Below are 13,704 nucleotides of genomic sequence, written 5' to 3' on the forward strand. Positions count from 1 at the left end.
TTTTACTGTCATTTCAAGTGCAGTAGCTGGTCAGGTGCGATAGCTGGTCAGGCGCCGTCGCTGGTCAGGTATCGTGACTGGCCCCAGTTTTGGCCCAGTTTTGGCCCGGCGCTACCCGCCTTCAGGCCCCCGCACCTCAACGCGCCACGGGTTCATGAGCAAAAATGCGATGACTGCGGGCAGGCTGAGGAGACCACCCAAGATGGCCCAGGTTATCGTCTGTGCGCGGCCAAGATGATGCCTGCGGCACAGCATGAGCGTTATGAGAGCGGACAAGACCATCAGGATGGCAGACGCCCAATATATGGAAGCCGGATATTGCCGCGTGATAAGTTCTTGCGGGTGCGTATAGTCTTCATTGGTTGGTTCAATCGCGGAAAGATAGGCATTATCCATCAGGTGCAGGACCGGCGATATCATCTCCATATAGTGCCGTATCCATGCTGGGTGGCGCTGAACGGTATAGTGGCGGGTGTTGATAACTTCATTGTCACCGCCAAGCCTTGCATGAACAACCACGCTGCCGGGATCGTCGAACCCGAAGAGATTGGCGCCGCGATAGAGAAACAGATAGCCATCCACCAGCCGGTACGTATCAATCGAGCTGATGTCCCGCGGGGCGGCAGGGTGCGCGATGATATAATCCGGCTCCGCCGTTTCATACTCATCATTGATCGCGCGAGGGTCGAACAGCAATGTGTGCTTGTCAGTAACAAGGGCGACAAAATTGTCGCGCATCTGCGGACGGTTAACATAATGTTCACCGGCGGGAGCCTGGTGCTTGATGTCAAGCCTGCGTTCCTTGAAATTGACCTGATAGATGACCGTTGGTGTCGCGAGGAATCTCTCACCAACCATCACGGGGACTTCGGTAAAGCGGTCCGCGTCCGTGGCGGCGGCCAAATCGCCAAGGAAACCACGCATACCAATGACGCCCAGCGGTTTCTCCGTCACGCTTGAACGGCCGACCATCAGCATCTCATCATGGGAAAATTGCCAGACCTCGTGGGTGCCTGTCGGCGTCAATGCGTACTGTGCATCCTGCGTATGAAGCTGCCCGGGGCGCGGGTAGGTCCAGATCGAGGTTGAAACCCCGTCTTCCTCGGCCAGCTCCGCCTGCTTGGCGTAATAATCGGCGCGCGGGTTGTCGCTGCCCTCAAGCGCGTAGTCTACCCGTTCCGCCCCCTTGAGCGACCATAGATATTCAACCGTCCCGTCAACCGGATGATTGTCGGGGTGGGTACCCATGATAAAGCGCGGAGCGTGGTAATAGACCGTGGTTGACAGCGCGAGGCCGTATGTCAGCGCATAGCTCATGGGCAGGGCCATCAGTATGATCACCCATGGGCGCACGACATGTGTACTGAGGTCAGGCTTGAAGCTGACGACGTTGAGCGCGTAGAGAATACCCATCACGCCCAGCATCGGCGCAAATTGCGCAACATCATTTGACGGCCGCGGGTTCATCAGCATCAACAAGAAAATAATGAGCAGAACCGAACCCTTGCTGGGGTTCAGTGCCGAAAGCGTGCCAACCAGATAAGCGGTCAGCGCGCAAAACAGCATGAACAGAATGTAGGTGTAATGCCGCGTATCGACAACCGTCGTCGTGAAGGCATCAATGCCGGTGACCATAACCAGCCAGGGCAGCGCGATAGCAAACGTGATCGACACGCATCCCGCCAGCGCAAGACCATGGAAAATCTCCTGCGGGGGGAGCGGACGGTGGACAAGGTACGTCCAGTTGTTGCCACGTTTGTGCAAAAGCATCTGCACGAAGCCGAATAACAGCGCACCTCCGACCAGAAGCAGATAGCTGACAGCGGTCAGCTCCGGCGGGGCGCTCAGGAACGGAAAGAGTTTGGCCATGAAGGCATAGGCGGCCAAAATGGCCAGGGTGGCGATCAGCGTCCAGGTGCGGTAGCGCAGGAACTCGCTTTTGAAAATTTGCAACATTGTTTTGTCCTATGCTCTGCTGTCGGGTGTGTTGTGGTTTTTTGTCAGGAAAGCATTGACGGCGCGCTCAAGATTGACCGGATGGCGGGCAACCGCACCAGCACCGCTTTGTTTGAGGTAGTCGCCAAAATCATTTGTCTGGTCAGCCACCAGAATATGATATTGGCCCTCGATGTTTCGCGCGCTCAGGAAACCTGGAATCCGGCTCTTTTCCGGCAGCGCTGACGGGAAATCCGCCACCCAGTATGATACCCGTTCAACAAAGGCGTCCGGACTGCTGTTGTTCTTGAGCATACCCTTTTCCATGATGATCAGCTGGTCGGCGACACGTTCGATTTCTTCCATCTGGTGGGAGCAATAGATGATGGTGGTGTTGGCCTCTCCCTCCGTGAACAGGAGGGCCTCAAGAAAGGATTGCCGGGCCACCACATCCAGCCCGAGCGTGGGCTCATCCAGAATGAGAAGATCCGGCGATTGCGCCAGCGCCATGGAAAGGTTCAGGCCCGCACGTTCCCCCCGCGAAAGGCCGGCCACCTTCTGGTTCTGGTCCACGTCGAAATAGCCGATAACACTGTTATAAATTTCGCTGTTCCAGTCCGGGTAGAAGCTGCGCTGATGGCTGGTGATCTCACGCGCTTTCATCCAAAGCGGCAGGGTATGTTCCTCGTTTACATAGCCCACCCGGCCGCGAATTTCCGGTGTCAGGTCGCGGCTGTTGACGCCCAGAAGCCGTGCGCTGCCCGATGTCGGGGTTGCAACCCCCAGAAGCAGCCGGAACAACGTGGATTTTCCCGCGCCGTTGCTGCCGACAATGGCGTGGATGCCCCCCCGCCCGATCTGCAGGGTAAAGTCGTCAAGGGCCAGCTTTTTACCATAGCGTTTGGTCAGGCCATGCGTTTCAATGCAATAGTGCATGATGTTGTCCTCAATCTCTGTCGCTGGTGTCTGGTGCACCATCTAGTTTTATGAGTGCTTCCTGCACTTCCCGTATAATGTGGTCGGTGTTGAACGCGAGGTACGCAACCTCATTGACAAAGCCGCTTACGGCTGTTCGCAGCCGCTTTTTCTGCTCTTCCTCGCTGAGTAGCTGTCGTGGCTCGGAGACAAAAAGCCCCAGACCCTGCCGGGGTTCCACCAGGCCCTGTGCGGTCAGTTCGCTGTAGGCCTTAGCGACGGTGTTGGCGTTGATCATCAGCTGCATGGCCAGGCCGCGAACGCTGGGCAGCTTGGTGCCAACCTGCAGCTCGCCGCACGCGATTTCCATGCGGATCCCATCCACAATCTGCTTGAAGATAGGCCGGGTGTCGCCGGTCACGATCTGGATCTTCACATTGCTGCTGGTCATGCGCCCTCGAATCACTGTACTATGTGTAGTAGTACAGTGCATACACAGCAAGGTTTCGTCAAGAGGCTTTGCTCAAAAGGTGCAAATTGGTGCGGATACCCTGCCCCCCCAAAAAACCGTTGAAACGGTGGAGGTTTGGCCAAGGCAGCGCAAGGCGTACAACACATTGTATTTTCTTGGGGAAAAATGGTGGTCGGTATTGGGTTCGAACCAACGACCTCATCGATGTCAACGATGCGCTCTACCAACTGAGCTAACCGACCGTACCATTTTCAAGGGCCGCGCCAGAACCGGAAGCCCGGCGGGACGGGTGCGTGTTTACACCGCACCCCGCGCCCGCGCAAGACCATTTTTACACATTTGAGACAGACAGCGGCAGCATGCCAGCGCCATGGCCTGCATCAGAACGGCTGGCCCAGATACATGAAGGCCGAAAACTGGTCATCCGCCTGCCCACGCGTGTAGCCCGAGCCCAGATACAAGGGGCCAAGCGGTGTATCCGCGCCGACAAACAGGCTGCCGCCATACCGCAGCGTGCGGAAGGCAATGTCATCCCGGTTGTTCCATGTGTTCCCGGCCTCCAGCGACAGGCCCGCGTAAACCGGCACGCCAAACAGCGAAGCAATGCCACCCTCATTGACCCGGCGATAATACACCAGCCCGCCTACGCCGTAATATTTACCGCTGATCTGGTTGGCGCGCAGGCCGGAGAGATTGAGGAAGCCCCCAAGGGCGAAATTATCCGCTTCAGTCTCGTCGCCACCATAGGCAAAGCCGCCATTGGTAAAACCGGTGAGTGTATTGCGGCCCCAGGTATGGGTATAGGTGAACAGCCCCTCCAGCTTGTTTACCGTCGATTCGCCGCCCAGCACGGTCCGCCCGTCGGTATATTCCAGCTCAAACTGGAAACCGCCATGAGGGAAGTTGACATTGTCGAGGGTGTCGGCCTCGAATCTGGCGAAAAAATTGGTTGAATGGATGTTGAACGCGGGGAATTCAAAGTCTGGTGTTTGCAACTTGGCGCGAGCGATCTGTCGGTCCACCCCGAGAGTCAGCCGCCCAACATTGGAAAGGTTCCGCCCCACGCCCACCCGGGCCAAGCCATCGGTTATGCGGGCATCCGCAACCGTCACACCCCGGTCGTTGGTAATACCGCGCACAACACTGGAGACACCAACCCCGCCGGTGACAAAATAGCGCTGCCGCAGGTCAAGCGGCTGGTAGATCTCTGTCGCGGCACCCAGTTCGTCCCCCACCTGCACCCGGCTGCGCCATTCCGCCCCCAGATCATTGATGCCGAGCACCGTATAACTGGCTGCCAGATTATAATTATTGTTCCCGGCGAAATCATCGCTGAGCGACAAGCCAAACTTCACGAAGCGTTTACCCACCGAGCGTTCCGCCGCGTCGATACGAATGCCGATGTCACCCCCCTCCTCCAGCAACTGATATTCCACCCGGTCAAAATAGCCGGTGCCATAAATCCGGGTCAGATCATCACTCAATTTGGCTTCGTTGATTTCCTCACCGGCTTTTTGCCGGATGAGCGAGCGGATATATTCGTCCGGCAGGCTGGAGGAATTCTGCACGGTGATGAAATCTATCACCGGCCGCCTGCTGTCGGGCACACGCGCGGCAAGATGGGCGGCCCATTCCTCATCACTTACCGCCAGCACCTTAAGGGCCTCCGCCGCGTTGTCCGCCGCCTTTTCACCTTGCGGAATAGCAGATGTCGTGCGGTAAAATTCCGTCAGGCCAATGTCCGAGACATTGGGGCGCAGCAGGAAATCCTCGTTGGTCATCAGGTCAAGCTGGGCTTGCCGCCCCTTCAGCGTCAGCAGGGACAAAAGCTGGCTGAAAACCTTCGGCACCGAGGTAATCTCGTCCCGGTCCGCGAGCGGTGTGCCGATATCCACAAGGATAACAATATCCGCGCCCATGTCGCGCACCACACTGACCGGCAGGTTGTTGACAAGCCCGCCATCCACCAGCAGACGCCCCTCGCGGTCAAGCGGCGGAAAGAGGCCCGGCACCGACATGCTGCCCAGTACCGCGCTGGCAATATCGCCTGCGCCCAGCACCACTTCCTGCCCGGTCTCCAGGTCTGTTGCCACCGCCCGGAACGGGATAGGCAAGTCATCAAAGTCACGAATATGATCCACGCGGGAGAGGAAGCGCCGAAGCATGAGCCGCAACTGGTTGCCGCGCACGAGGCCGGGCGGCAGGGAAAGGCCGTCAGGGCCAACGCTAAACTCGAAATCCAGCGCGGTTTCCTCATCATCCAGCTTCCGCTGAAAGCTGCGCCCGGAACGTGGTGCCCGGTCGCTCAGGAGGGTATCCCAGCGCATTTGGGACAGGGCAATTTCCAGCTCATCCGCGCTATATCCCGCAGCATAGAACGAGCCAACGATGGCACCAAAGCTGGTCCCGGCGATATAATCGACCGGTATCTGAAGCTGTTCAAGCACCTTGAGAACGCCGATATGGGCCCCGCCCCGCGCCCCGCCACCGGCCAGCACAAGGCCAATTTTCGGCCGCTCCCGCTTCTCCGCCGAAAGTTTCGCTGGTTGCGCTGGTGTCATTGATGTCACTGATGTCAATGATGTCACTGGGCTCGCTGGTGCCGCGTCCCCGGCGTCACCATCCGCCCGCAAGCCGCCTGTGAACAACAGGGCACACAGCAGGGCGCCCATCACGCACAGCATACCGGTCATGAACCGAAAAGGCATGACCCAGCCAGCAATCGCGCCCATGCATTCCCCCGCATTCGTTATCGCTTCAATTCAGCCTTATGTCCCTTAAGGCCATTCCCGATTTTGCTTTGTCTATCACGTTACAGAAACCATACACAGCGCTTTCATCACATGGCAGCGAGGGGAAAAACTTGTCGGTGACAGGCCTGCCGTTTCACGCTAGCGTAGCCACATGACCAGCGGTTCGGACATATCAACAGATGGCAGCAGCGTCGCCCACAACGAAGGGCCGCCCCCGCCTTATGTGATCAAACCCCCGAAAGGGACACCCCGCGCCTTTGTCTTCGCCGCGCCCCACAGCGGACGGCATTATCCGGATGGCATGACCAGGGCGGCAAAACTGGGCCCGCATACCCTGCGGATGTCGGAGGACGCCTATGTCGACCGGCTCTTTTGGGCAGCGCCGCGCCACGGTGCCAGCCTTGTCGTCGCGACCCACGCGCGCGCCTATCTTGACCTCAACCGGTCGGAACTTGAGCTGGACCCGGAAATGTTCAGCCCGGCGCTGGATGAAAACACGCTGGATATCAGCCACCGCGTAAAGGCCGGGCTTGGGCTTATCCCGAAACTCGTGGGCGAGGGGCTGTCCATCTACAAGGCAAGCCTGCCCGCGCGGGAAGCTTTCCACCGCATAGACACAGTATACAAACCCTATCACGGTGAACTGCGCACGCTGCTTGAAGCAAGGCAACGCCAGTTTGGTTCCGCCGTTCTTATTGACTGTCATTCCATGCCGTCGGAAATGCCATCGGGCAGGCGGCGCAACCGCAACATCGGCCCTGATATCGTGCTGGGGGACTGCTGGGGAGCGTCGTGCGCGCGCGAACTGACCTCGCTGGCGGAAGAACTGCTGATCCGCGCGGGCTTTAGCGTGCGGCGTAACGTGCCGTATTCCGGTGGCTTTGCCACACAGCACTATGGCAAGCCCAATGCGGGCTTCCATGCGCTGCAGATCGAAATAAGCCGCAGCCTCTATATGGATGAAACCACCCTTGAACCCCTGGCCTGCTTCGACGAGATTGAGAACAAGATGGCCTGGTTCACAGAGACACTGATCCGTGAATACGGCGAACAGCTGTCGTCCCGCGGCACGCAGGGCCTGCCCCGCGCGGCTGAATAAGCCGCCCCGGATACATCGCTCCCGACACACCCTTCCCGACACGCGCCGACAAGCCGGATGCAGCAAGCCGCCCGTCGCTCAGCTATTCATTTTTGTGGGAAGCATTTGGCTTAAATGCCTTGAGGCTCATACTAAACCAAAGATTACTTATGCGCATATAATTTCAATATGGACTCATATTAGAAATTTAATTTCACAAGAAACCAAGTTGATTGCCATGTGTTTCAAAAAGCACACCTGAAGATATCTTCCGCCTGGCTTTCGCAAAAAACGCGTCTTTCGCAATTTTATGTTCCCAACCCACGAAGGCTATTCGTCTTTGTTGGTATCGAATGCGTTCATCGCTTACCGGGGGGTTTGCGGAGCTCAGTTGATAACCATACCAAACAAACACACGGAGGGGTTCTGTGGATATCATGAAAAAACTGCTTTTGGGCACATCTTGCGTTGCAATGGTGTCGTCCATCTCAAGCGGTGTATTTGCTCAGGAAGAAGCTGACACATCAGCGGACACAATGGCGATCGAAGAGGTCGTTGTTACGGGTTCGCGGCGTGCTGCACGTTCCGCGGCGGATACACCGGCACCTGTTGATGTTATCAGCGGGGACGATTTTGCGAACCAGGGCGACGGCGATATGTCCAACCTGCTGCGCACAGTCGTGCCGTCCTATAATGTCAACACACAGCCGATCTCGGACGCGGCGACGCTTGTTCGCCCGGCAAACCTGCGCGGCCTCGCGCCTGACCAGACGCTCGTTCTGCTGAACGGCAAGCGCCGCCACCGTGCGGCTGTCATCGCCTTCCTTGGGGGTGGACTGTCGGACGGTGCGCAAGGGCCTGACATTTCCGTCATCCCGGCCATCGCACTCAAGCGCGTTGAAGTGCTGCGCGACGGTGCTGCCGCGCAATATGGTTCTGACGCCATTGCGGGCGTGATGAACTTTGTGCTGCGTGACGACAATGAAGGCGGCTCGATCGAAGCCAAATATGGTTCGACATACGAAGGCGACGGTGACCAGTTGCAGTTTGCTGCCAATGTAGGCCTGCCCGTCACCGACAGCGGCTTTGTCAACTTCTCGGCCGAGTGGCGCCAGCAGGACGCGACCGACCGCAGCGTGCAGCGTGATGACGCCCAAGGCCTGATCGACGCCGGCAACACCGACGTACGCGAACCATATGCCCAGATCTGGGGCCAGCCTGAAGTGCGGAACGACTGGAAAGCCTTCATGAACTTCGGCATCGAAACCGGGGACAACTCCGAAGTCTATGCTTTCGGTAACTATGCCGAACGTGAAGTTGAAGGCGGTTTCTTCTACCGTAACCCGAACACCCGTGGTGGCGTGAACTCAAACGACGGCGGCGAAACCCGCCTCGTGGGTGACCTTGCGCCCGATGACGGCGTTACCTGCCCGGGCGGCTATAACTTCAATGAAGGCGAAGCCACAACGGGCACGATCCCTAACCCGCTTGTGATCGGCTCCGCCGGTGAAGCGGCGGCACTGGCGGCCATCAATGCCGATCCGAACTGTTTCATCTTCAACGAGATGTTCCCGGGCGGCTTCACACCACAATTCGGCGGCAAGCTGAACGACATCGCCGGCGCCATGGGCTTCCGCGGTGAACTGGACAACGGCATGACCTACGACATCAGCGTGCATGCTGGTCGTAACCAGGCTGACTTCTTCATCTCGAACACCATCAACCCAAGCCTCGGCCCATCAACGCCAACCACGTTTGAGCTTGGTTCCTACGTTCAGCTTGAGAAAAATTTCAACGCGGACGTTTCCTACCCGCTTGAGGTTGGTTTCTACTCACCGCTGAACGTGGCAGCCGGTTTTGAATGGCGTGAAGAGCAGTTCGAAGCACGCACGGGCCAGCCGGAATCTTTCGATATCGGCATTCTGGCGCAACCGTTCGAGCGTGAAAACGCAAGTGGCGAGACCATTAGCTTCAACCAGGGCTTTGGCCTTGGCTCCAACGGCTTCTCGGGCTTCAGCCCACAAGTTGCCGGCCAGTGGGACCGGTCCAACATTGCGCTTTACCTCGACCTTGAAGCAGACGTCACCGAAGACCTTATCCTCGGTGCGGCCCTGCGCTGGGAAGACTTCTCTGACTTTGGTTCCACAACCAACTTCAAGGTAAGCGCGCTCTATAAACTTGGTGACAGCATTCGCCTCAGAGGTTCCTACTCCACCGGCTTCCGTGCACCAACCGTTGGCCAGCAACAGGTAATCAACGTATCCACCGTGTTTGAGCAAACGCCAAGCGGCCTGCAACTGGCACAGCGTGGTACCATCCCACCAACCAACCCTGTTGCCATCAGTAAAGGTGCCCAGCCACTTGGTCCCGAGAAATCCAACAGCTTCACGCTTGGTCTCGTGGCAGACCTCGGTGCCGCAAGTGTGACGGTCGACTATTTCAACATCAAGCTTAAAGACCGGATCACCCAGTCAGCCAGTATTTCGCTGACACAGGCGGAACGTGACGCCCTGGTGGCCTCTGGCGTATCCTTCGCGGCGGACCTCGCGGCCTTCCGCTTCTTCGTCAACGACTTCGACACCCGCACGCAGGGCGTTGACGTTGTGGCGACGATCCCGCTGACCATTACCGACAGTGGCAATACCAACCTGTCGTTTGCCGGTAACTACACCAAAACCGAAGTGGTCGACTTCAACCCGGTAACCCTTGACGGCACCCGTATCCGCCAGCTTGAGGAAAACCTGCCACGCTGGCGCGGCAATGCGACCTTGACGCATGCCACCGACAGCTGGCGCGTACTGACGCGGGTCAACTATTTCGGCAAATACTGGGAAGCACACCTCGACAGTGGTGACCTGCCGATCGAGGCCGGGTCTGAAATCACCTTCGATGCTGAAATCGGCTTCAATGTGATGGAAAACCTGGAGCTGATCGTGGGGGCCAACAACCTGTTCAACAACTACCCTGACGATAACGAATGGGCAGGTGTTGCAGGTGCGGCTTATCCGGTTACGTCACCCATGGGCTTCAACGGCGGCTTCTACTACGCCCGCGCCCGCTTTACTTTCTAAGCACTGTTCCCAGACAGACACTCCTGAGGGGCGCTCCGGCGCCCCCTTTTTTTTATGCCCGCGATACCCTTGATGGCACGCGCGCCGCACCGCGCATATGTCGCGCACATTCCGCACACCATTCGCACAACGTGCGCACAAAAAAAGAGGCCACGCTTTCGCGTGGCCCAGGCTCAGGGAGGAAACGCCCACGGAGGGCATTAGCGGGGCTACCCGCTACAGACTAAGATAATTGCATAACCATCAAATTCCAAGTGAAGGGTAAGTCACGAAACCTTGAGAATTTCTTAATTCCCCATAACTATTTGTAATTAATGAGGTTTACACCGCGTCTTCTTTCAAAATAATTCTGTAAAAAATCGAACTTCCTGTTATCCCGCCGCCGGAGAGTCGCAGAATCCCGAAAGCGACTCATTATAGATTCGTTTTTCAAGAAACGGTCACATTGGTGCAACGCAAGTGTCACCATGCGCGCGCATACATAGGCGCATGAAAAAGATGGCAGAAAACCTGTTTTTTCCTTCTCTCCCCACCGTAGGAGAGCAGAATTTTCTTCGGGATGCGGCGCCTGCCTCCCACGACAACAAGGCTTCCTCCCGGCCTTCTCCCCCTGACAAGGCGCCGTCCCCCGGTCCCGGTAAACATTCGAACAGGAAAAAACAGGCGCGTCACTATCGCGCTATTTTTATATCGGACACCCACCTCGGCACACGCGCCGCGCGAGTGGACCTGCTGCTGGATTTCCTGAAATCCGTCACCTGCGACAAGCTTTTCCTCGTGGGCGACATTATCGACGGCTGGCAGATCAAACGCACCTGGTACTGGGATACCACCCACAATGACGTCATCCGCCGTGTGCTCAAAATGGCCAAACACGGCACGGATGTCATCTATATCCCCGGCAACCACGATGAAGCATTGCGCGGCTTCGAAGGTCACAACATGGCAGGCGTCGAACTGGTGCCTGACATGGTTTATGAGGCAGCCAACGGCAAGCGCTACTGGGTTTTGCACGGCGACCAGTTCGACGGTGTGGTGAAATATGCCAAATGGCTGGCCCATGTGGGCGACCGCGCCTATGTGATGCTGCTCAAGTTGAACACATGGGTAAACTGGCTGCGCCGCAAGATGGGTTACAGCTACTGGTCGCTATCTAAATACCTGAAGCAAAAAGTAAAAAACGCTGTTGAATATATCGGCCGATTTGAAGAGGCGGTCGCGGCAGAGGCCAAACGCCGCGGCGTAGACGGCGTGATCTGCGGCCACATTCACCATGCCGAACGCCGCTTCTTTGACGGCATCGACTATATGAACGATGGTGACTGGGTCGAAAGCTGCACGGCACTTGTCGAATATGACGATGGCCGGTTTGAGATCCTGCACTGGGCCGACGAGGTCGCGGCGCGGAAAGAAAACAACAACAAGCGTGGCAAAAGCGGCAAGGCCCGCGAGCTGACGCCTGTGGCGGCAGAGTAGCTTCGCGCTTTATGCAGGGCGAACATCTCAAAATCTGTGTCGTGAGCGACGCCTGGCACCCCCAGGTGAACGGGGTCGTGCGCACGCTGGACACCCTCAGGCACCACCTGAAGGCGCGTGGGCACCGGGTGTATATGTTGACCCCCAAAATGTTCAAAACCATACCGTGCCCCAGCTATCCTGAAATCCGCCTCAGCCTGAATATTCCGTTCCGGCTTTCAGCGATCATGAACCGCTGGCAGGTTGACGCCGTGCACATCGCCACCGAAGGCCCGCTTGGCTGGGCGGCGCGGCGCTGGTGCATTAAACACGGACGCCCCTTCACCACCGCCTACCACACCGCTTTCCCGGAATATATCGAGGCACGCTTTCCCATAAAGGCAGACAGGCTGTACCCGATTTTCCGCCGGTTCCACGCCAAAAGCGCGGGTGTGCTTGTCGCCACCCCCACGGTGCGGGCGCTACTGGCGCAAAAAGGCTTCTCCAATATCGTTGACTGGACCCGCGGTGTGGACACCACGCAGTTTTCGCCGCACCAGCCCAAGGCATGGGATTATGAAGGACCGGTGCAGCTTTATGTTGGCCGCGTGGCGGTTGAAAAAAACATCGAGGCTTTCCTGCGCAGCACAGTGCCCGGCACCAAGGTGGTTGTAGGCGATGGCCCGGCTCTGAAAAAACTGCAGGCAGAGTACCCGACAGTAAACTTCCTCGGTGCAAAATTTGGTGCCGACCTCGCGGCCGCCTACGCCAGCGCGGACGTATTTGTCTTCCCCAGCAGGACCGACACCTTTGGCCTCGTGATGATCGAAGCACTGGCCTGCGGCACCCCTGTGGCGGCCTATCCGGTGCAGGGTCCGCTGGACGTCGTCGGCCGTGACGGCACGGGGCCTACCATGACATGGCATAAGCCGATTGCCGCGCTGGACACCGAGCTTGATAAAGCGATCACGCGCGCGCTGGCGCTGAAGCGGGAGGATTGTGCGGCCTTTGCCCGGACTTATGACTGGGGCACGGTAACTGATCAGTTTCTTCATGCATTATGTGTCCGCCCTGAAATGGATGCCAGCGCACATGCCTGCATCCCGGCATCCCACGCGGACCTGCGCGAAAATGATCTGCGCGAAAGTGACCTGCGCTAGGCACCAGCCCTAGGCCGGAAACTCATAAAAGGGATTCCCAAACAGGCGAAGATATGATTCAACGCTTCTCAAATCATTGAGGAGGTTTTGATGCGCCGCCGCCGGTATGAACTGACAGATTATGAATGGTCGATCATAGAGCCTTTGCTGCCGAACAAGCCGCGCGGGGTGCCTAGGGTGGATGACCGCCGGGTGATCAACGGCATCTTGTGGCGCTTTCGGGCGGGAACGCCGTGGGCAGACATTCCCGAAAGATATGGTCCCTACACCACCTGCTACAACCGGTTTGTCCGCTGGCGCAAGGCCGGGGTGTGGGACCGACTGTTCGAGGCGGTGAGCAAAGCCCATGACGGTGACATCATTATGATCGACAGCAGCTGTGTCCGTGTGCATCAACAAGGGGCCACGGCAAAAAGGGGGATCAGGACGATGGCTGCATGGGCCGTTCCCGGGGTGGACTGACCACCAAAATCCACGCCCTCGTCGATGCGGATGGTCTGCCGATCAGGCTTTCGCTGACTGCTGGACAGACCCACGACAGCAAACCGGCCCTTGATCTGATTGAGGACATCAAGGAGGAAGCGATCTTGCTCGCTGACAAAGCCTATGATACCGACGCGCTTCGTGCCTTCACCACAGCGCGCAGAGCTTGGGCCAATATTCCGCCAAAAGCCAACCGCAAGCAGTCCTTTACCTTCAGTAAATGGCTGTACCGACACCGTAATCTCGTCGAGCGTTTCTTCAATAAGCTCAAGCACTATCGGGGCATTGCAACGCGCTATGACAAAAACCCGGAGAATTTCCTCGCCGCTGTAAAACTGGCTTCAGTCTGTATCTGGTTGAAAAATTATGAGTCTACGACCTA

Annotated in this window: 9 protein-coding genes and 1 tRNA gene; 5 read left to right on the top strand and 5 right to left on the bottom strand. The window is 57.6% G+C overall.

The window, feature by feature from the left end:
* Window positions 1-111 precede the first annotated feature (111 nt).
* The 5 genes from OEU85_RS04005 to OEU85_RS04025 form a co-directional block, all read right to left on the bottom strand.
* Window positions 112-1,956, bottom strand: a complete 1,845-nt coding sequence (locus OEU85_RS04005) for a hypothetical protein (RefSeq protein ID WP_262690157.1) — start codon at window positions 1,954-1,956, stop codon at window positions 112-114.
* Between the two features lie 9 nt (window positions 1,957-1,965).
* Window positions 1,966-2,871 (bottom strand): ABC transporter ATP-binding protein, encoded by a 906-nt coding sequence (locus tag OEU85_RS04010; RefSeq protein ID WP_262690158.1) that lies wholly within the window; start codon window positions 2,869-2,871, stop codon window positions 1,966-1,968.
* 10 nt (window positions 2,872-2,881) lie between these two features.
* Window positions 2,882-3,301, bottom strand: coding sequence for a GntR family transcriptional regulator (locus OEU85_RS04015; RefSeq protein WP_262690159.1), 420 nt, complete (start codon window positions 3,299-3,301; stop codon window positions 2,882-2,884).
* A 187-nt stretch (window positions 3,302-3,488) separates the two neighbouring features.
* Window positions 3,489-3,564 (bottom strand) — tRNA-Val (locus OEU85_RS04020).
* 138 nt (window positions 3,565-3,702) lie between these two features.
* The gene (locus OEU85_RS04025) at window positions 3,703-6,054 is read right to left on the bottom strand and encodes a patatin-like phospholipase family protein (protein ID WP_262690160.1); all 2,352 of its coding nucleotides are present in this window, start codon (window positions 6,052-6,054) and stop codon (window positions 3,703-3,705) included.
* 172 nt (window positions 6,055-6,226) lie between these two features.
* On the opposite strand from OEU85_RS04025, the gene OEU85_RS04030 reads away from it, so the two are divergent.
* The 5 genes from OEU85_RS04030 to OEU85_RS04050 all read left to right on the top strand — a co-directional run.
* On the top strand, window positions 6,227-7,174 hold the full coding sequence (locus OEU85_RS04030) for an N-formylglutamate amidohydrolase (protein ID WP_262690161.1): 948 nt from the start codon (window positions 6,227-6,229) through the stop codon (window positions 7,172-7,174).
* A gap of 416 nt (window positions 7,175-7,590) precedes the next feature.
* Entirely contained in the window at window positions 7,591-10,224 is a 2,634-nt protein-coding gene (locus OEU85_RS04035; RefSeq protein WP_262690166.1) for a TonB-dependent receptor plug domain-containing protein, read from the top strand.
* Window positions 10,225-10,713: 489 nt separating this feature from the next.
* Entirely contained in the window at window positions 10,714-11,700 is a 987-nt protein-coding gene (locus tag OEU85_RS04040) for a UDP-2,3-diacylglucosamine diphosphatase (protein WP_262690163.1), read from the top strand.
* Window positions 11,701-11,711: 11 nt separating this feature from the next.
* Complete coding sequence (locus OEU85_RS04045; RefSeq protein WP_262690164.1) at window positions 11,712-12,839, top strand: glycosyltransferase family 4 protein; 1,128 nt, start codon at window positions 11,712-11,714, stop codon at window positions 12,837-12,839.
* Window positions 12,840-12,929: 90 nt separating this feature from the next.
* Window positions 12,930-13,704 (top strand): IS5 family transposase gene (locus tag OEU85_RS04050; protein WP_262689381.1). Its coding sequence is split into 2 segments (ribosomal slippage), with 776 coding nucleotides annotated over them: window positions 12,930-13,245 and window positions 13,245-13,704; the frame shifts between segments, so codons are not numbered across the junction. This gene is flagged as partial in the annotation.

The organism is Kordiimonas aestuarii, from assembly GCF_025574465.1.
GTDB lineage: Bacteria > Pseudomonadota > Alphaproteobacteria > Sphingomonadales > Kordiimonadaceae > Kordiimonas > Kordiimonas aestuarii.

Bases quoted from the DNA above. Each gene is read 5' to 3' on its own strand.
- OEU85_RS04005 (WP_262690157.1), bottom strand. From the start codon at position 1,956: ATGTTGCAAATTTTCAAAAGCGAGTTCCTGCGCTACCGCACCTGGACG.
- OEU85_RS04010 (WP_262690158.1), bottom strand. From the start codon at position 2,871: ATGCACTATTGCATTGAAACGCATGGCCTGACCAAACGCTATGGTAAA.
- OEU85_RS04015 (WP_262690159.1), bottom strand. From the start codon at position 3,301: ATGACCAGCAGCAATGTGAAGATCCAGATCGTGACCGGCGACACCCGG.
- OEU85_RS04025 (WP_262690160.1), bottom strand. From the start codon at position 6,054: ATGGGCGCGATTGCTGGCTGGGTCATGCCTTTTCGGTTCATGACCGGT.
- OEU85_RS04030 (WP_262690161.1), top strand. From the start codon at position 6,227: ATGACCAGCGGTTCGGACATATCAACAGATGGCAGCAGCGTCGCCCAC.
- OEU85_RS04035 (WP_262690166.1), top strand. From the start codon at position 7,591: ATGAAAAAACTGCTTTTGGGCACATCTTGCGTTGCAATGGTGTCGTCC.
- OEU85_RS04040 (WP_262690163.1), top strand. From the start codon at position 10,714: ATGAAAAAGATGGCAGAAAACCTGTTTTTTCCTTCTCTCCCCACCGTA.
- OEU85_RS04045 (WP_262690164.1), top strand. From the start codon at position 11,712: ATGCAGGGCGAACATCTCAAAATCTGTGTCGTGAGCGACGCCTGGCAC.